We start from the raw sequence: 17,456 nt of genomic DNA, 5'->3' as shown, positions 1-17,456 counted from the left end.
ACGAAGGCGCCCGGCTCGAACGGGGCGAGGTCGTCCGCTCCCTCGCCGAGGCCCACCAGCTTCACGGGCACGCCCAGCTCGCGCTGGACCGCGATCACGATGCCGCCCTTGGCGGTCCCGTCGAGTTTGGTGAGCACGATGCCGGTGATGTCCACGACCTCCGCGAAGACCCGGGCCTGGACGAGCCCGTTCTGGCCGGTCGTGGCGTCGAGGACGAGCAGCACCTCGTCCAGCGGGCCGTGCTTCTCCACGACGCGCTTGACCTTGCCCAGCTCGTCCATGAGACCGGTCTTGGTGTGCAGGCGCCCCGCGGTGTCGACGAGGACGACGTCGGCGCCCTCGGCGATGCCCTCCTTCACCGCGTCGAAGGCGATCGAGGCCGGGTCACCGCCCTCCGGGCCGCGCACGGTGCGGGCACCGACGCGCTCCCCCCAGGTCTGCAGCTGGTCGGCGGCCGCGGCGCGGAAGGTGTCCGCGGCGCCGAGGACCACCGAGCGCCCGTCGGCCACGAGGACCCGGGCCAGCTTGCCGGTGGTGGTGGTCTTGCCGGTTCCGTTGACGCCGACGACCATGACGACGCCCGGGGTGTCGGTGCCCGACTCGGTGCGCACGGCGCGGTCGGCCTCGGTGCCGATCAGTGCGAGCAGTTCCTCGCGGAGCAGGGTGCGCAGCTCCTGCGGGGTGCGGGTACCGAGCACCTTCACCCGCTCGCGCAGCCGCTCCACCAGCTCCTGCGTGGGCGCGACGCCCACGTCGGCGGTGAGCAGCGTGTCCTCGATCTCCTCCCAGGTGTCCTCGTCGAGGTGCTCGCGCGACAGCAGCGTGAGCAGGCCCTTGCCGAGGGAGTTCTGGGAGCGGGCGAGACGGGCGCGCAGCCGGACCAGCCGTCCGGCGGTCGGCTCCGGGATCTCGATCTCCGGGGCGACCGGTTCGGCCACCACCGGGTCCTCGACGGCGACCGGGGTGCCGGTGGCCTCCTCGGCCGTGGGGAGGCCGACGTCGTCGAGGGGGCGGCGGGGTTCGTCCCGCGGTGTCTCCGCCTCGTCACCGACACGGGGTTCGGCGGGCGGAGCGGTGATGGTCGGCGTGCTCGGCGGTGCCGATGGCGGCAGCTGCTGCTTCTTCCTGCGGCTGCTGACCACGAGCCCGCTGATGGCGCCGATCGCGACCAGGGCGATGACTACAGCGAGAATGACGATTTCCATGGTCCGTCCAGTATGCGCGACACCCGGGAAGGGGCCGGTCGCCGCGGTGCGGGGCGTCGCGGGCCGGTCGCGGCGCGGGCGCCGGACCGGCCCGGGAGGGCAGCCGCGGCGGGGCCGGCAGGGCGGGGCCCTCGGCTGCGCGGCCTGCCCAGGGCAGCGGACCGCCCCGGCTCACGCGCGGAGCCGGGGCGGTGCAGAGGAGCGGGGCAGCGGGGTTCAGCCCATCTCCTCCAACGCCCTGCCCTTGGTCTCCTTCACGAACCTGAGCACGAAGGGGACGGAGAGCACGGCGAAGACCGTGTAGATCACATAGGTGCCGGAGAGGTTCCACTCGGCGAGGCTCGGGAACGTCGCGGTGATGACCCAGTTGGCGATCCACTGGGCGGAGGCGGCCACGCCCAGCGCGGCGGCCCGGATGCGGTTGGGGAACATCTCGCCGAGGAGGACCCAGACGACGACGCCCCACGAGAGGGCGAAGAAGAGCACGAATCCGTGCGCGGCGACGAGGGCCACCACGCCCTGCGTCCCGGGGAGCCTGCCGTCGACCAGCTCGGCGGAGAAGGCCCAGGCCTCCAGGGCCAGCGCGAGGGCCATGCCGCAGGAGCCGACGAGGGCCAGCGGCCGGCGGCCGACGCGGTCGACCAGGAGCATGGCGATCACCGTGCCCACGATGTTGATGATCGACGTGGTGAAGGAGAAGAAGAAGGAGCCGCTCGGGTCGATGCCGACCGACTGCCAGAGGGTGGCCGAGTAGTAGAAGGCCACGTTGATGCCGACGAGCTGCTGGAAGACCGACAGCCCGATCCCGATCCAGACGACCGGGAGGAAGAGGAAGCCGCCGCCGAGCAGGTCTCTGAAGGTGGACCGGTCCTCGCGGTGCATCGCGAGGCGGATCTCCTCCACCCGGGCGTCCAGGTCGGTGCCGCGCCCCTCGACCTCCTCCAGCACCGCCTTGGCCGCCTCGGTCCTGCCGGCGGAGACGAGGAAGCGCGGCGACTCGGGGATGGCGAAGGAGAGCAGGCCGTAGAGGACGGCCGGGACGACCATGACCCCGAGCATCCACTGCCAGGCCTCCAGGCCGGCGATCTCGCCGCGCTGCCTGCCGTCCGCCATCCGCAGGATGGCGTAGTTGACCAGCTGGGAGACGGCGATGCCGATGACGATCGCCGCCTGCTGGAAGGAGGCGAGGCGGCCGCGGTAGGCCGGCGGCGAGACCTCGGCGATGTAGGCGGGGCCGATGACGGAGGCCATGCCGATGGCGAAGCCGCCGATGACACGCCACATCGCCAGGTCCCAGAGGGCGAAGGGCAGCGCGGAGCCGACGGCGCTGACGCAGAAGAGCACGGCGGCGATCCGCATGCAGCGGATGCGGCCGATCCGGTCGGCGATCCGGCCGGCGGTGGCCGCGCCGACCGCGCAGCCGATGAGGGCGACGGCGATGACCTGCGCCAGCGTGCCCGAGCCGATCCCGTAGCGGTCCCGGACGGCCTCGACGGCGCCGTTGATGACGGAGCTGTCGTAGCCGAAGAGGAAACCGCCCATGGCGGCGGACGCCGCGATGAAGACGACATGCCCGAGATGGTCGGGGCGCGCCCGACGGGCATCCGGTCCCGCCGGGGTCTGCGCAGTGCTGGTCACGTGTACTCCTGGGGTCACCGGCGGCGTCGCCGGATGACGGACAAGCCCTTCGTGCGAGGCAGAGCGTCCGCCCACCCACCACATGAAGACAAGAACAACGCTGCAGAGACTATGTGTTCAAGTTTCGAAGTCAAGTGGCGGGTCGGATCTTCACGGGACCACCATGGCGCCACGTGATGTTCAATTATTGAAGATCTGGGAAGGGGGCTGTCGTCTGCCCCGGGGATCACCGCAACCGCTGGCTGATCACCTTGGAGACGCCGTCGCCCTGCATCGAGACGCCGTAGAGCGCGTCCGCGACCTCCATGGTGCGCTTCTGGTGGGTGATGACGATCAGCTGCGAGCTCTCCTGGAGCTCCTGCATGATCCGGATGAGCCGCTGGAGGTTGGTGTCGTCCAGGGCCGCCTCCACCTCGTCCATCACATAGAAGGGACTCGGCCGGGCCTTGAAGATCGACACCAGCATGGCGACCGCCGTCAGCGACCGCTCTCCGCCGGAGAGCAGCGACAGGCGCTTGACCTTCTTGCCCGGCGGCCTGGCCTCGACGTCGACGCCGGTCGTCAGCATGTCGGCGGGGTCGGTGAGCACCAGCCTGCCCTCACCGCCCGGGAACAGGCGGGCGAAGACGCCCTCGAACTCGCGGGCGGTGTCCCGGTACGCCTCGGTGAACACCTGCTCGACCCGCTCGTCGACCTCCTTCACGACCTGGAGCAGATGAGCGCGGGTCCTGCGCAGGTCCTCCAGCTGCTCGGACAGGAACTGGTGGCGCTCCTCCAGCGCCGCGAACTCCTCAAGCGCGAGCGGGTTGACCTTCCCGAGCTGCTGGTACGCCCGCTCGGCCGCCCGCAGGCGCTTCTCCTGCTCGGCCCGGACGAAGGGACGCGGCCGGTTGCGCGGGTCCTGCGGGTCCTCGGGGAGCTCCTCGCCGGCCGCGGGGGGCGACGGCGGCACGGGCTGGTCGGGGCCGTACTCGGCGACCAGCGCGGAGGGCTCCACCCCGAGCTCCTCCAGCGCCCGGGACTCCAGCTGCTCGATCCGCAGCCGCTTCTCCGCGCCGAGCACCTCGCCGCGGTGGACGGAGTCCGTGAGCTTGTCGAGCTCGCCCTTGAGGTCGCGCCCCGCGCTCCGCGCCGCGTCCAGCTCCCGCTCGCGTCCGGCGCGGGCGGCCTCGGCCTCGGCCCGCTCCGACGCGGCGCGGGTGAGCGAGACCTCGATGTGCGCCAGGAGCTGCCGGGCCCCCTCCGCGACCGCCGAGGCGACCTGCGCCTCGTGCCGCAGCCGGTCCCGCAGGCGCGCGGCCCGCTCCCGCGCCTCGCGCTCCGCGCGGGCGCCCCGGTCGAGGGCGTCGGCCCGGCCCGCGAGCCCCTTGACCCTCTCCTCGTGGGTGCGGACCTGGAGCCGGGCCTCCATCTCGGTCTGCCGCGCGTTGGCGCCGTCGGCGGCGAGCCGGTCGCGCAGCTGGGTGTCGGGTTCGTCCTCGACGGGGGCCTCCTCGGCCACCAGCAGCCGCTCGGCCAGCTCCTCGGCCTCCTCCCGGGCCTGCTCCAGCGCCTCCTGCGCCCGCGCCGCCGCCTCCTCGGCCCGCTCCGCCTCCCCCGCCGCGGCGCGCGCCTGCCCGGCGAGCCTGCCCAGCCGGCCGGAGACGGCGGACTTCTCCCGGTCGGCGTTCCTGCGCCGCTCCCCGTACTCCTCCACCCGGGCGGCGCAGTCCGCGCGCCGCCCGGCCGCGCCGCGCCGGACCCCGGCGAGGTGCTCGCACTCGGCGTCGAGCCGCTCCAGCTCGGCGGCGGCCTCGTCCACCGACGCCTGGACCTCCAGCAGGCTCGGCGCACCGGCGGACCCCCCGTGCGCGAGGTGGGCGCCCAGCACATCGCCCTCCGCCGTGACCGCGACCAGCCCCGGTCGCGCCCGCACCAGGTCCTCGGCCTCGGCGAGGCTCCCCACCACCACCGTGTCGCGCAGCAGCCTGCGGACGGCGGGCATCAGCTCCGCCGGCCCCTGCACCAGGTCGGCGGCGCGCGGGTGGCCGGCGGACTCGTGTCCGCCGTCGGTCCGCCCGGTCTCCGGCCCGCACCCGGCGAGGAGCAGCACGGCGCGCCCGCCGTCCTGCTTGCGCAGCAGGCGCAGCGCCTCCACGGCGGCGGCGGGGCTCTCGACCGCCACCGCGTCGGCCGCCGCGCCGAGGGCCGCGGCGATCGGGACCTCGTGGCCGGGCGCGACCGTGAGCAGCCCGGCGACCGGGCCCAGCAGGCCGTCCAGACGGTCCCCGGCACCGAGCAGCATCCCGGTGCCGTCCTTGCGGCGCAGCCCGAGCGCCAGGGCCTCCCGGCGGGCGGCGACCGCGGCACGGGAGCGCTCGGCGGCGGCCAGCGCCTCGCGGGCGGCACCCAGCTCGGTCTCGGCGTCGGCGAGTTCACCGCGGGCGGCGTCATGGCGTCCGGCGAGGTCGGCGTCCTCGGCGTCCAGCCCCTCGACCTCGGCCCTGAGCTGCTCGTACTCCTCCTGGGCCGCGGCGGCGCGCTCCCGCGCCCCGTCCCGTGCGGCGGCCAGGCGGTCGATCTCCGCCTGTGCGGCGGCGGCCCGCGAGCGGGCGGCGCCGACGCGGCCGCTGAGCCGGGCGAGCCCCTCGCGGCGGTCGGCGATGGCGCGGGCGGCGTCCTTGAGACGGCGCTCCTCCGCGGCGAGGCGTGCCTCCAGCTCGGCGCGGTGGGCGACCATGTCCTCCCGTGCCCGCTCGGCCGCCTCCAGTGCCGCTTCCAGTTCCGCCTCCTGCTCGCGGATGCGGGCGGCCTCGCGCTCCATGCTCTCCGGGTCCCGGCCCTGGCGCTCCTCCGCCGGACGGGAGGTGGCGCTCCTGACGCGGGCCTCGGCGAGCGAGACCGTGCCGCGGACCCGCTCGGCCAGCTGGGAGAGCTCGTACCAGGTCTGCTGGGCGCGCTGGAGACGCGGAACCAGGCGGCGGACCTCGTCCTCCAGGGCGGCCTCCCGCGCCTGGGCCTGCCCGAGGTCGGCCTCGGCGCTCTCCTTGCGGCGCTTGAGCTCCGCCTCGTCGGCGATCTCGGCGCTGAGCGCCTGGCGCAGGGCCACCAGGTCGTCGGCGAGCAGCCGCAGCCGGGTGTCGCGCAGGTCGGCCTGGATGACGGCGGCCCGGCGGGCGACCTGGGCCTGGCGGCCCAGCGGTTTCAGCTGGCGGCGCAGTTCGCCGGTGAGGTCCTGCACGCGCGCGAGGTTGGCCTGCATCGCGTCCAGCTTCCGCAGCGCCTTCTCCTTGCGCTTGCGGTGCTTGAGGACACCCGCCGCCTCCTCGATGAACGCGCGGCGCCCCATCGGATCGGCGTGGAGGACGGAGTCGAGCTGCCCCTGCCCGACGATCACGTGCATCTCACGGCCGATGCCGGAGTCGGAGAGCAGTTCCTGGATGTCGAGCAGCCGGCAGGTGTCCCCGTTGATCTGGTACTCGCTGCCGCCGTTGCGGAACATGATCCGCGTGATGGTGACCTCGGCGTACTCGATGGGCAGGGCGCCGTCGGAGTTGTCGATGGTGAGGGAGACCTCGGCCCGGCCCAGCGGAGGGCGGCCGGTGGTCCCGGCGAAGATGACGTCCTCCATCTTGCCGCCGCGCAGCGACTTGGCGCCCTGCTCCCCCATGACCCAGGAGAGGGCGTCGACGACGTTGGACTTGCCCGACCCGTTGGGCCCGACGACGCAGGTGATCCCCGGCTCGAAGCGCAGCGTCGTGGCGGACGCGAAGGACTTGAAACCGCGCAGGGTCAGGGCCTTGAGGTGCACGCCGCCGGACTCTACCTCTCACTCGCGGTTTCGCCCCGGAAGGTGCAGGGCACATCAGACGGTACAAGGACGGCCGCCCGGGGAGCCGGGGGCACGGGGCGGGGCAGGAGAGGCGGGTCGGCGAGGCCCGGACAAGAAAGAAGGGACGCCGGAGGCGTCCCTTGCAGATCCTGGTGCTGTTGTCGTCCGGCAGTGCTCCGGCGTCAGGTGAGCGCCGGTTCAGCCTGGGGTACTTCGATGTCGATGCCTTCGAGCAGCGACTCTCCGGGGTGCTTGGCGACGGCAGCACTGAGCGCGTCGTTCTCGGACTGAATCCTCACGAGCTCGGATTCGAGGTCCTGGACGCGCTGCTGAAGCCGTCGCATCTCGGCGAGGAGTCGCGGGTCGGAACCGCCGACGTAACCGAGAAGCGCCTTTGCCATGATGGATGGTCCTCCACAATGAGTGACCGACCGATGCGGTGTGGGTCGTGAGGGAATCGCACCCGCGATGCCGGCAGTGCTTCGTGTACTGCTTGTCATTACTGCGGTTCGTACTGCCAAACAGCTAAGGTGCGCGGGGATTCCAGCGTCTCACCAAAAAGTTTGACGGTCAACACGATCACACCCCGTATCGGCGGGCGTCCCGGGAGCTACGGCCGCTTCACGACGCGGCGGTGCCTGACCTGCGGGGCCCTGGGGGGCGTGGCGATCATCTTTCCCGCCGAGGGCCGGCACGGCAACCCCTTCTCGCCAATCACCAGGACATTCTCCCCGGCGGAGGGGCGCGCGGAGCGGTCCCGGGCGCCCCCGGGAAAGCCTGGGGACCAGCCCCGCGGACCCGCCGGAGCCCCTCGCTCAGCGGATCGCGAAGTCCGGGTAACCCCCGCGCGGAGTGGCCCAGATCTCAGTGACACCGTCGACTCGTCCGGGTGTGTCGCCCGAGCGCAGCCAGTCGAGCAGACGGTGGCAATTCTCACGCGGCCCCTCCGCGACGATCTGGACCCGCCCGTCGTCGAGGTTGAGCGCGAACCCCCGGAGCCCTCCGATGGCCATCGCGTTCTCCCTGGTGAACCAGCGGAAGCCCACTCCCTGTACCCGGCCGCGTACCCACGCCGTGAGGCGCACATCGTCGTTCATGCCGAGCACGGTAACGGGCCGAATACGGATGGATCATCCCGACCCCGGCATCCATGCCGTACAGTCCGGACGCACATACGCCTCACCCGTACGGGTGAGGCGTCGACGTCGAGGCCGCCGAGAGACCGCGGCCGACCGGGAGGACACCACATGGGCCGCCATCGGAAGAAGCGGGCGGGCACGCCCGTACGCACCGGGCTGCTCGGTGCCTCCGCCGCCATGGCCGTGGGCGCCGTGGCCGTCACGACCGGGCTGCTGCCCGGTGGGGACACCTACACCCTCGGCTCCTCGGGCAAGGACACCCCTGCGGAGATACGCACCCAGGGTGCTCCCCGCCTCCAGCCGAACGGCGCGGCCGAGACCCGGGAGACCTCGCCGTCCCCGTCCACCGCGTCCGCGAGCCCCTCCGCCTCGCCCTCGCGCAGCGCGGCCTCGCCCTCCCCCTCCGGCTCCCCCTCGACGTCCCCGTCGGCCTCGACGTCACCGTCGCCCTCGGCCGAGAAGTCGGGGACGGCCTCGGCCTCCGCCGAGACCTCGGAGCCCGCGCAGGAGAAGACGGCCGAGAAGGCCCCGGCGCCCTCGAAGACCAAGGCCGCCGACCCCGCCCCGACCCGGCAGAAGGCCGCCCCGGCCCCGAAGCCCTCCGCCGAACCCGCCGCCCCGGGCACCTCCGCCCCCTCGGAGGCGGCGGCACTCGCCACCGCGGTGTTCACCCTCGTCAACGAGGAGCGCGCCACGGTCGGTTGCGCACCCGTCACGGCCGACGCCGCGCTGTCCGACCTCGCACGCGCCCACTCCGCCGACATGGCGGCGCGGGGCTTCTTCGACCACACCAACCCCGACGGCGCCAGCCCCTGGGACCGGGCCGAGAAGGCGGGGTTCACCAACCTGGGCGCCGAGAACATCGCCCGCGGCCAGGCGGACGCCGGGGCCGTCATGAACGCCTGGATGCAGAGCGAGGGCCACCGCGCCAACATCCTCAACTGCGACTTCACCACCATGGGGGTCGGCATCCACGAGGGCGACGGCGGTCCCTGGTGGACCCAGAACTTCGGCTTCTGAGCCGGGTCTCCGGCCCGGCCGCCCTCCTCGGCGCCGCTCGTGCGCGGCCGAGGTGTGGCCGGGCCCTATGAGGAGGACAGTGGAGTACGGGGCGGGCGCGGACCACGGAGCGTGAGCTGGCCGTGGAACGGTACGCGCCCCGGGTCCCGGCGGCGGAAGGACGCGGCCACGTCACCGTCCGGCCGGCCCGGGCCGCACGCAAGGCCGCCCTCTCGGCTCCCCGGAGGAAGGCAGGCCCCGACATGGCAGCGACACCGGTCATGCAACTGCCCGTCATCAGCGAATGCTCGGCCGAAGGCTGCGCGTACAACCACGAGCACACCTGTCATGCGGTGGCCATCACGGTGGGGGACACCGACGCCCCCGTCTGCGACACCTTCGTGAGCGCGGACATGGACGGCGGGGAGCCCTCCGTCACCGGCCGGGTGGGCGCGTGCAAGATGGCCGACTGCCGGCACAACGCGGGGCTGGAGTGCCATGCCCCGGCCATCAGCGTCGGCTACGAGCAGGAGCAGGTCGACTGCCTCACCTACGCACGGGCCTGAGCACGGCCGGCAGGCCCGGGCCCACCGGCGGGGCCCGCCCGGCCGGGTGCCGTCGTGCCGGGCCGGTGCCACGGGGCCGGTCCGGCGGCGGGAGCCGGACGTATCCTCGTCCGATGGACCAGGACCAGGACCCCGCGTTCGACGTCTTCTCCCGGCAGTGCCCCTCGCGCCGCACCCTGGAGCACGTCACCGGGCGCTGGGGCGGCTTGGCCCTGGGGGCGCTGTACGAGGAGCGCCTGCGCTTCGGTGAGCTGCGCCGGCGGGTGGACGGCGTGAGCGACAGGATGCTCGCGCAGACGCTGCAGGCACTGGAGCGGGACGGCCTGGTGCGCCGGGAGGTCCGGCCGGTGCACCCGCCGCGGGTCGACTACGAGCTCACCGCACTGGGCCGGGCCGTCACCGAACGGCTGCTCGGCCTGATCCGGCTGGTGGAGGGGCGGATGCCCGAGGTGCTGGCCGCCCGGGAGCGGTACGACGCCGCCCACCCCCCGGCCGCCGCGGCTCAGGCCCCGGGAGCGGGGCGCGGCGGGCGCTGACAGCGCGGGCAGAAGTAGCTGGACCGGTTCATCCAGGCCCGGCGCCGCATCGGGGTGCCGCAGCGGCGGCAGGGCTCGTCCTCCCGGCCGTAGGCGTCGAGCGAGCGGTCGAAGTAGCCGGACTGCCCGTTGACGTTGACGTAGAGGCTGTCGAAGGACGTGCCGCCGACGGCCAGGGCCTCCGCCATGACCTGGCGCACATGTCCGAGGAGTTCGGCGGACCGGGGGCGGGTGAGCGTGGCGGTCGGCCGGTCGTAGTGGAGCCGCGACCGCCACAGCGCCTCGTCGGCGTAGATGTTGCCGACGCCGCTGACCAGCGACTGGTCCAGCAGGGCCCGCTTCACGGTGGTCCGGCGGGCGCGGAGCGCGGTGTGGAAGGCGTCGTCGTCGAAGAGCGGGTCCAGCGGGTCGCGCGCGATGTGGGCGATGGCGTCCGGCAGGCCCTCGGTGGTGTCGTCGTGGACGGAGAGCCCGCCGAAGGTGCGCTGGTCGACGAAGCGGAGTTCGGTGCCGAGGGTGTCGTCGAAGCGGACGCGGATGCGCAGATGCTTCTCGTCGGGCGCGTCCAGGGGCTGGACCAGCAGTTGTCCGCTCATCCCGAGGTGGCCGAGGACCGAGCTGCCGGTGCCCTGGAGCGGCAGCCAGAGGTACTTGCCCCGGCGCCGGGCCTCGGCGACGGTCCGCCCGGTGAGCCGCGCGGCGAAGTCCGCCGCTCCGGCCGGGTGCCGGCGGACGGCCCGCGGGTGAAGGACCCGGACCTCGGCGACGGTCCGCCCGGCGACCCAGGTGGCGAGTCCGCGGCGGACGACTTCGACCTCGGGCAGTTCGGGCACGGTTCCTCCGGCGGGCGGGATGCGGTCGCCCGCAGCGTACCGCCCGGACGACGGCGGGCGGGCCGGAGGGGCGGCCCCCCGGGCGGGGACCCCGGGAACACCGCAGGGCCCCCGCCGGAGCGGGGGCCCTGCGGGTGGCTTGCGGAGCCGGGTCCGCGCGGGCCGTCAGGCGGTGGCCCGGTCGCCCGGCTCGGCGGCCTGCGGGGCGGCGGCGTCCGAAGGGGCGTCGGCGCCCCCTTCGGCCGGTGCCTCCCCGGCGGTGGCCGCGGCTTCCGCCGCCTTGGCCCGTGCGTCGGCGGCGGAGCGGATCTCCCGCCAGGCGGACTCCGCCGCCTGCTGCTCCGCCTCCTTCTTGCTGCGGCCGGTGCCGGTGCCGTACGAGACACCACCGACGCGGGCGGCAGCAGTAAAGGTCTTCTCGTGGTCCGGCCCCGTCTCGGAGACGACGTACTCCGGCACGCCCAGGCCCTCGGCGGCGGTGAGTTCCTGGAGGCTGGTCTTCCAGTCCAGACCCGCGCCGAGGTTGGAGGACTTCTCGATCAGCGGGTCGAAGAGCCGGTGCACCAGCTCGGAGGCCGCTTCGAGGCCCTGGTCGAGATAGACCGCGCCGATCACCGCTTCGAGGGTGTCGGCGAGGATGGAGGCCTTGTCCCGGCCGCCCGTGCCCTCTTCGCCCCGGCCGAGCCGGATGAAGGAGCCCAGGTCCAGGCCGCGGCCGACCTCAGCCAGCGCACGCGAGTTGACCACCGCGGCCCGCAGCTTGGCCAGCTGGCCCTCGGGCAGGTCCGGGTGGGTGCGGTACAGCGTGTCGGTGACCACCAGGCCGAGCACGGAGTCCCCGAGGAACTCCAGGCGCTCGTTGGTGGGCAGCCCGCCGTTCTCGTACGCGTAGCTGCGGTGGGTCAGCGCACGCACCAGAAGGGCGGTCTCGAGTCGGTACCCGAGCCGCCCTTCCAGAAGCGTGTGGGACGAGGCATTGTCCGTCTTGTTGGACTCAGACATCGCGCCTCTCACCAGCCGCTCAGACCTCGAGGACCTGGCGCTTGTTGTAGGTGCCGCAGCTCGGGCACGCGATGTGCTGCTGCTTCGGCTCCTGGCAACGCTCACACGAAACCAGGGTGGGGACCGCAGCCTTCCACTGCGACCGGCGGTGGCGCGTGTTGCTGCGCGACATCTTCCGCTTCGGAACAGCCACGGCTACTTCTCCTGCTTCTCGTCGACGCCCGCTTCGGCGCCGCCCATGTTGTCCTTCTCGCCGTCCTGGATGGTCTCGGCGAGTCCCTGCAATGCCGCCCAACGGATGTCGACGGCGTCGTGGTGGTGGTCCGGGTCGTCGTTCAGGCTGGCCCCGCATGTGGAGCACAGACCCTCGCAGTCCTCCCGGCACACCGGCTGCATCGGCAGTGCGAGCACCACCGCGTCCCGCAGCACGGGTTCGAGGTCGAACAGGCCGTCCTCGAGGTGGAGGATGTCCTCGTCCTCGTCGTCGCCGGGCTCCGCGGGGCGGCCCCGTTCGTCGGCGTCGGGGTACGAGAACATCTCCTGGAAGTCCGCTGCGAGATCGACGCGCACCGGCTCCAGACACCTTACGCACTCCCCCTCGGCCCGCGCACGGGCGGTGCCCGTCACGAGCACGCCCTCCATGACGGATTCGAGGCGGAGGTCCAGTTCCACCGGCCTGCCCTCGGGCACGCCGATCACCCCGTCGATGCCGAGCACGGCCGGCGGACCGGGTGCGTCCACCGTACGGGAGAGCCGCTGGAGGGCACCCGGCCGCCGTCCCAGCTCGTGTGTGTCGAACACGAGGGGATTGCGGTGGTCGAGGCGCGTGCTCAGGGCTCTTCCTGCTTTCGGATCGTGGGGAGGTCCCGCCCGGCTCACGGGTCGGAGCGGGCAGGGGAGATCGCGGAAACCACGCGACCGAAGAGCCAGGATACTTCAACGGCCCCCCAGGGCCCAATCCGGTCTTCGGCCGCCTTCCGGCTCAGCGCTCCTGCTCGTAGCTGCGCAGCCGGTCCAGGTCGATCATGCTCGTGTCGAAGAGGCTGGTCTCGTCCAGCGAGGCGGCCTGCGGCGGGGCGGGCGGCTGCGGCGGGGCGTAGGAGTAGGGGTCCTGGTGGGCGTAGCCCTGCTGCGCGTACCCCTGCTGTCCCCCGTAGCCCTGCTGCGGTTCATAGCCCTGCTGCGGTTCGTATCCGGTGGGCGCGTAGGCGTCCTGGCCGCCGTAGCCGGGGTAGCCGTCCTGCCCGCCGTAGGGGTAGGGCGCCTCCTGCTGCGCGGGGATCCGCGGGGCCTCGGCGGCGGGCTCGTAGCCGTAGTGCTCCTGCCGCCCGGCGGGGGCGGGCTCCGCGGGGGACGGCTCGGCGGGGGCGGCCAGTCCGGCGAGGTACTCGGCGTCGCTGGTGGGGCCGAGGCCGCTCACGGCGTCCTGGGCGGCCAGGTGCGCCCCCAGGTCGTCGGTGGCGGTCCGGCCGTGGAGCTTCTGCCGCCCCCGCCCGACGGCTTCCAGGGTCTTGGACAGGACCGCCTCGAAGGCGCCCAGCTTGGCGTCCACGTATCCGTCGGCGCGCTCGATGAGGGTGTGCGGGTCGCTGCTGTGCTCGGGGGCGTCCTCGTCCGCGTGGCCCCGGTCGTCGAGGCCGGGACCGCGGCCGAGGAGCTTCTCCCGCCCGCGGTCCACCGAGCCGATGGTCTTGGTGAGCACGACCTCGAAGTTGGCCAGCTTGGAGTCGACGTAGTCGTCGGCCTCGGCGCGGATCTCCTCCGCCTCCCGGCGGGCATCCGCGACGATCCGGTCCGCCTCGCCCTGGGACTCGCGGGCGACCCGGGTGTCGGAGATCAGCGAACCGCGCTCCGCGTGGGCGGAGTCGATGATCCGCTGCGCCTCCCGGCGGGCCTCCGCGACGACCTGCTCACGGTCGCCGATGAGCTCCCGCGCCTGGGCGAGCGAGCCCGGCAGGGCCTCGCGCACCTCTTCGAGCATGGCCAGCAGTTCCGCGCGGTTGACCACGCAGGAGGCCGACATGGGCATCGACCGCGCGCTCGTCACCGCCTCGACGATGTCGTCGAGCTTCTTCTGCACATCCACGGTGGTTCGCCACTCTCTCCCGCTGATCCGAGCCACGGCCGCCCCAAGGAGGGACGGCACGACTGTACGGCCCCCCGGGGCCGCGGTGACACCGGATGCCCGGGTACCGCCCGACGGGATGACGGTCCGTCACGGGCCCGGCGGGGTCACCCCTTGGGCCCGAGGCGCTCCACCAGGGCGCGGTGCACGGGCTCGGGCAGCAGGTGGGAGACGTCGCCGCCCCAGGCCGCGACCTCCTTCACCAGGCTGGAGGAGAGGAAGCTGTAGGTGGGGTTGGTCGGGACGAACAGCGTCTCCACCCCGGACAGGCCGTTGTTCATCTGGGCCATCTGGAGTTCGTAGTCGAAGTCGCTGACCGCCCGCAGCCCCTTGACGATGGCCGGGATGTCCCGCTCCTTGCAGAAGTCCACCAGCAGGCCGTGGTGGGACTCCACGACCACGTTGCCGTACTCGCCGGTGACCTCGCGGATCAGTGCGATCCGCTCCTCCACGGTGAACAGCCCCTTCTTGGACTGGTTGATCATCACCGCGACGTGCACCACGTCGTACAGCTTGGAGGCTCGGGCGATGATGTCGAGGTGTCCGTTGGTGATGGGGTCGAACGACCCCGGACAGACTGCGCGGCGCAACTGGTGTCCCTCGCTCTCCGGTCCGGTCATGGTGCGTCTTCGCACGTAGAGGCGGCGCGACCGTACCAAAGCGTGCCCTCGCCGTAGCGACGGGCCCGCAGCGGCTCGAAACCCTCCGGCCACCGGAACTCCCCGCCTCTGGTGCTGCGCTCCACGGTGGCGACCGCCTCGTCCGCGAGCCAGCCCCCGCGGCGGAGTGTGAGCAGGATCTCGCGGAGATCATCGTCGGTGACGGCGTAGGGCGGGTCCAGGAAGACGAGGTCGTAGGGGTCGGCGGGCGCCGGTCCGGCGGCGATCTGCTCGGCCCGGCCGGCCCGGACCTCGGCGCCGGGCAGGCCCAGCGCCCGGGCGTTGTCGCGGACGGTCCGCACGGCGCGGGCGTCCGCCTCGACGAGCAGCGCGTGGGCCGCGCCCCGGGACAGCGCCTCCAGCCCGACGGCCCCCGACCCGGCGTAGAGGTCGGCCACCCGGGCGCCCTGCAGGGAGCCCAGGCGCGCCTCCCAGGCGGAGAACAGGCCCTCGCGGGCGCGGTCGGAGGTGGGGCGGGTGCCGTTGCCCGGCGGTACGGCCAGGCGGCGTCCGCCGGCTGCTCCGGCGATCACGCGGGTCATGCGGGGCCTTCCTGTGGGACGTGTGCCGTCAAGTCTCGCAGCCCGGGGCGGGCCGCGGGTGCACCGCCCCGTCGGGGGCCCGGCCGGTCAGCCCTTGTCGAGGTAGCGCTCCCGCTCGGCGTCGAGCAGGGCGTCGAGGGCGCTGCGCAGGGCGGGAAGCCCCGACAGCTCGGGGTCCTCGCGCACCACGGCGACGGCCTCCTCCCGGGCGGCGGCGATGACCTCCTCGTCCTCGATGACGGCGAGCATCCGCAGCGAGGACCGCACCCCGGACTGGGCCTGGCCCAGGACGTCCCCCTCGCGGCGCTGCTCCAGGTCGATCCGCGAGAGCTCGAAGCCGTCGAGGGTGGCGGCGACCGCGCCGAGCCGGGCGCGGGCGGGGCTCGCCTCGGGCATCTCGGAGACCAGCAGGCACAGTCCGGGGGCGGAGCCGCGCCCGACGCGGCCGCGCAGCTGGTGCAGCTGGGAGACGCCGAAGCGGTCGGCATCCATGATCACCATGGCGGTGGCGTTGGGGACGTTGACGCCGACCTCGACGACGGTGGTCGCGACCAGGACGTCGACCTCGCCCGCGGCGAAGCGGCGCATCACCGCGTCCTTGTCGTCCGGGGCCATCCGGCCGTGCAGCACGGCGACCTCCAGGCCCGCCAGCGGTCCCCCGGAGAGCTGCTCGGCGGTCTCCAGGACCGCCAGCGGGGGCCGCCGCTCCGCGTCGCCCTCGGCGCCCTTGCCGGCCCGGGCGTCCTCCGCCTCGTCGCCGATGCGGGGGCAGACCACGTACGCCTGGTGGCCCCCGGCGACCTCCTCCCGGACCCGCTCCCAGGCCCGGGCCAGGAAGTGGGGCTTGTCGGCGGCCGGCACGACATGGGTGGCGATCGGGGAGCGCCCGGCGGGCAGCTGGTCGAGGACCGAGGTCTCCAGGTCGCCGAAGACCGTCATGGCCACGGTGCGCGGGATGGGGGTGGCGGTCATGACCAGCAGGTGCGGGGGCCGGGACCCCTTGGAGCGCAGGGCGTCGCGCTGCTCGACCCCGAAGCGGTGCTGCTCGTCGACGACGACCAGGCCGAGGTCGTGGAAGGCGACCTTGTCCTCGATCAGCGCGTGGGTGCCGATGACGATCCCGGCCTCGCCCGTGGCCAGGTCGAGCAGGGCGCGGCGGCGGGCGGCGGCTCCCATGGAGCCGGTCAGCAGCACGACGCCGGTCGCGTGGTCGGCTCCGCCGAGCATGCCCCGCTCGGCGAGGTCGCCCATCATCTCCGTGACCGAGCGGTGGTGCTGCTGGGCCAGGACCTCGGTGGGGGCCAGCAGGGCGGCCTGGCCGCCGGCGTCGACCACGGCGAGCATGGCCCGCAGCGCGACCATGGTCTTGCCGGAGCCGACCTCCCCCTGGAGCAGCCGGTGCATCGGGTGCTCGGTGGCCAGGTCGTCGAAGATCTCCCGGCTGACCTTCTGCTGGCCCTCGGTGAGGGTGAAGGGGAGCCGGGCGTCGAAGGCGTCCAGCAGCCCGCCGGGGACGGGGCGGCGGGCGGCCGCGGGCAGCTGGGTCTCGGCGTACCGGCGGCGGGCGAGGGCCACCTGGAGCACGAAGGCCTCGTCCCACTTCAGGCGCTCCCGGGCCCGCTCGACGTCGGCCCGCGTCCGGGGCCGGTGGATCCGGCGCAGGGCGTCGGGGAGGGTCGTCATCCCCCGGCCCTCGCGCAGGGTCCGAGGGAGCGGGTCCGGCGCGTCCGCGGCGCGGTCCAGCACCGCGTCCACGGCCTTGGAGATCTTCCAGGACTCCATCTGCCTGCAGGCCGGGTAGATCGGGATGAGACGGGCGGCGAAGGCATCCACCGCGTCTGCCGCCCCCTCGGCGCCGAGGAGTTCGTAGGCCGGGTGGGCGAGCTGGAGGCGGCGGTTGAAGACCGACACCTTCCCGGCGAACATCGCCCGGGTGCCGGGCAGCAGCTCCTTGTGGGGCCTGTGGACGCCCTTGCCGAAGAAGACCAGCTGGAGGCGGCCGCTGCCGTCGGTGATGGTGACCTCCAGCCGCCGGCCCCGGCCCTGGTTGAAGGTGTGGACGCGGGCGTCGGCGACCTGGGCGACGACGGTGACGTGCTCGTCGAGCGGCAGCTCGGACAGCGCGGTGAGCTCGCCCCGCTCGGCGTACCGGCGCGGGTAGTGGTGCAGCAGGTCGCCGAGGGTGCGGAGGTCCAGGTGCTCGGCCATCACCTTGGCGGTGGCGGCTCCGAGCGCGTTCTTGAGGGGTTCGTCGAGCGCGGGCACGCCCCCATTGCACACCACCGCACCGACAGGGGGGCGCAGCACGGGGGTGGCGGGACGGGCTCCGAGGGCCGTCCCGGTCGTCCCCGGCGGGCGCGCGGCGTCGGCTGCGGCATCCCGCCGCCCTGCCGCAGCGCCC

General features: G+C 73.7%; 15 protein-coding genes and 1 pseudogene. 3 read left to right on the top strand and 13 right to left on the bottom strand.

What is annotated here, in order from left to right:
- Positions 1-2: 2 nt before the first annotated feature.
- The 5 genes and pseudogenes from ftsY to ACGF15_RS05945 all read right to left on the bottom strand — a co-directional run.
- A pseudogene (gene ftsY / locus ACGF15_RS05965) lies at positions 3-1,205 on the bottom strand (signal recognition particle-docking protein FtsY); the annotation flags it as partial.
- 216 nt (positions 1,206-1,421) lie between these two features.
- On the bottom strand, positions 1,422-2,843 hold the full coding sequence (locus ACGF15_RS05960; RefSeq protein WP_392796994.1) for a sugar porter family MFS transporter: 1,422 nt from the start codon (positions 2,841-2,843) through the stop codon (positions 1,422-1,424).
- Positions 2,844-3,069: 226 nt separating this feature from the next.
- Entirely contained in the window at positions 3,070-6,633 is a 3,564-nt protein-coding gene (gene smc, locus ACGF15_RS05955) for a chromosome segregation protein SMC (RefSeq protein WP_392796993.1), read from the bottom strand.
- Positions 6,634-6,836: 203 nt separating this feature from the next.
- Complete coding sequence (locus ACGF15_RS05950; protein ID WP_256522805.1) at positions 6,837-7,055, bottom strand: hypothetical protein; 219 nt, start codon at positions 7,053-7,055, stop codon at positions 6,837-6,839.
- A 414-nt stretch (positions 7,056-7,469) separates the two neighbouring features.
- A complete protein-coding gene (locus ACGF15_RS05945) occupies positions 7,470-7,751 on the bottom strand; it encodes an acylphosphatase (RefSeq protein WP_345614115.1) in 282 nt (93 codons plus the stop codon).
- Positions 7,752-7,901: 150 nt separating this feature from the next.
- Here ACGF15_RS05945 and ACGF15_RS05940 point away from each other — a divergent pair, with 150 nt between their 5' ends.
- The 3 genes from ACGF15_RS05940 to ACGF15_RS05930 all read left to right on the top strand — a co-directional run bounded on the left by ACGF15_RS05940 (position 7,902) and on the right by ACGF15_RS05930 (position 9,894).
- Positions 7,902-8,813: a CAP domain-containing protein gene (locus tag ACGF15_RS05940; RefSeq protein WP_392796992.1), complete on the top strand. Its 912-nt coding sequence runs from the start codon at positions 7,902-7,904 to the stop codon at positions 8,811-8,813.
- Between the two features lie 242 nt (positions 8,814-9,055).
- Positions 9,056-9,358, top strand: coding sequence for a DUF1540 domain-containing protein (locus ACGF15_RS05935; protein ID WP_392796991.1), 303 nt, complete (start codon positions 9,056-9,058; stop codon positions 9,356-9,358).
- Positions 9,359-9,471: 113 nt separating this feature from the next.
- Entirely contained in the window at positions 9,472-9,894 is a 423-nt protein-coding gene (locus tag ACGF15_RS05930; protein WP_345614118.1) for a helix-turn-helix domain-containing protein, read from the top strand.
- On the opposite strand, the gene mutM is transcribed toward ACGF15_RS05930, so the two are convergent.
- From mutM to recG, 8 genes are all read right to left on the bottom strand, one after another.
- A complete protein-coding gene (gene mutM / locus ACGF15_RS05925) occupies positions 9,861-10,727 on the bottom strand; it encodes a bifunctional DNA-formamidopyrimidine glycosylase/DNA-(apurinic or apyrimidinic site) lyase (RefSeq protein WP_392796990.1) in 867 nt (288 codons plus the stop codon). The two genes, ACGF15_RS05930 and mutM, sit on opposite strands and share 34 nt — an antisense overlap.
- Positions 10,728-10,892: 165 nt before the next feature.
- Entirely contained in the window at positions 10,893-11,729 is an 837-nt protein-coding gene (gene rnc / locus ACGF15_RS05920; RefSeq protein WP_392796989.1) for a ribonuclease III, read from the bottom strand.
- 19 nt (positions 11,730-11,748) lie between these two features.
- The gene (gene rpmF, locus ACGF15_RS05915; RefSeq protein ID WP_026165248.1) at positions 11,749-11,922 is read right to left on the bottom strand and encodes a 50S ribosomal protein L32; all 174 of its coding nucleotides are present in this window, start codon (positions 11,920-11,922) and stop codon (positions 11,749-11,751) included.
- A 2-nt stretch (positions 11,923-11,924) separates the two neighbouring features.
- A complete protein-coding gene (locus ACGF15_RS05910; RefSeq protein ID WP_345614231.1) occupies positions 11,925-12,563 on the bottom strand; it encodes a DUF177 domain-containing protein in 639 nt (212 codons plus the stop codon).
- Positions 12,564-12,711: 148 nt separating this feature from the next.
- Positions 12,712-13,815 (bottom strand): cell division initiation protein, encoded by a 1,104-nt coding sequence (locus tag ACGF15_RS05905; protein WP_345614121.1) that lies wholly within the window; start codon positions 13,813-13,815, stop codon positions 12,712-12,714.
- Positions 13,816-13,961: 146 nt separating this feature from the next.
- On the bottom strand, positions 13,962-14,444 hold the full coding sequence (gene coaD / locus ACGF15_RS05900) for a pantetheine-phosphate adenylyltransferase (RefSeq protein WP_345614232.1): 483 nt from the start codon (positions 14,442-14,444) through the stop codon (positions 13,962-13,964).
- A 26-nt stretch (positions 14,445-14,470) separates the two neighbouring features.
- Positions 14,471-15,055: a 16S rRNA (guanine(966)-N(2))-methyltransferase RsmD gene (gene rsmD, locus ACGF15_RS05895; RefSeq protein WP_345614122.1), complete on the bottom strand. Its 585-nt coding sequence runs from the start codon at positions 15,053-15,055 to the stop codon at positions 14,471-14,473.
- Positions 15,056-15,142: 87 nt separating this feature from the next.
- Positions 15,143-17,263 carry an ATP-dependent DNA helicase RecG gene (gene recG / locus ACGF15_RS05890; protein ID WP_392797060.1) on the bottom strand — a complete coding sequence of 707 codons (2,121 nt, stop codon included), beginning with the start codon at positions 17,261-17,263 and terminating at the stop codon, positions 15,143-15,145.
- Between the last annotated feature and the right edge of the window lie 193 nt (positions 17,264-17,456).

Origin of the sequence: Streptomyces sp. NPDC048001 (assembly GCF_043203115.1) — a bacterium.
GTDB lineage: Bacteria > Actinomycetota > Actinomycetes > Streptomycetales > Streptomycetaceae > Streptomyces > Streptomyces sanyensis.
Note: the sequence above shows the minus strand (reverse complement) of the source record. Positions and strands in the feature narration are given on the sequence as shown.

Coding starts and splice junctions, on each gene's coding strand:
- ACGF15_RS05930 (WP_345614118.1), top strand. CDS start 9,472: ATGGACCAGGACCAGGACCCCGCGTTCGACGTCTTCTCCCGGCAGTGC.
- rnc (WP_392796989.1), bottom strand. CDS start 11,729: ATGTCTGAGTCCAACAAGACGGACAATGCCTCGTCCCACACGCTTCTG.
- recG (WP_392797060.1), bottom strand. CDS start 17,263: ATGGCCGAGCACCTGGACCTCCGCACCCTCGGCGACCTGCTGCACCAC.
- ACGF15_RS05940 (WP_392796992.1), top strand. CDS start 7,902: ATGGGCCGCCATCGGAAGAAGCGGGCGGGCACGCCCGTACGCACCGGG.
- ACGF15_RS05945 (WP_345614115.1), bottom strand. CDS start 7,751: ATGAACGACGATGTGCGCCTCACGGCGTGGGTACGCGGCCGGGTACAG.
- ACGF15_RS05935 (WP_392796991.1), top strand. CDS start 9,056: ATGGCAGCGACACCGGTCATGCAACTGCCCGTCATCAGCGAATGCTCG.
- rsmD (WP_345614122.1), bottom strand. CDS start 15,055: ATGACCCGCGTGATCGCCGGAGCAGCCGGCGGACGCCGCCTGGCCGTA.
- ACGF15_RS05950 (WP_256522805.1), bottom strand. CDS start 7,055: ATGGCAAAGGCGCTTCTCGGTTACGTCGGCGGTTCCGACCCGCGACTC.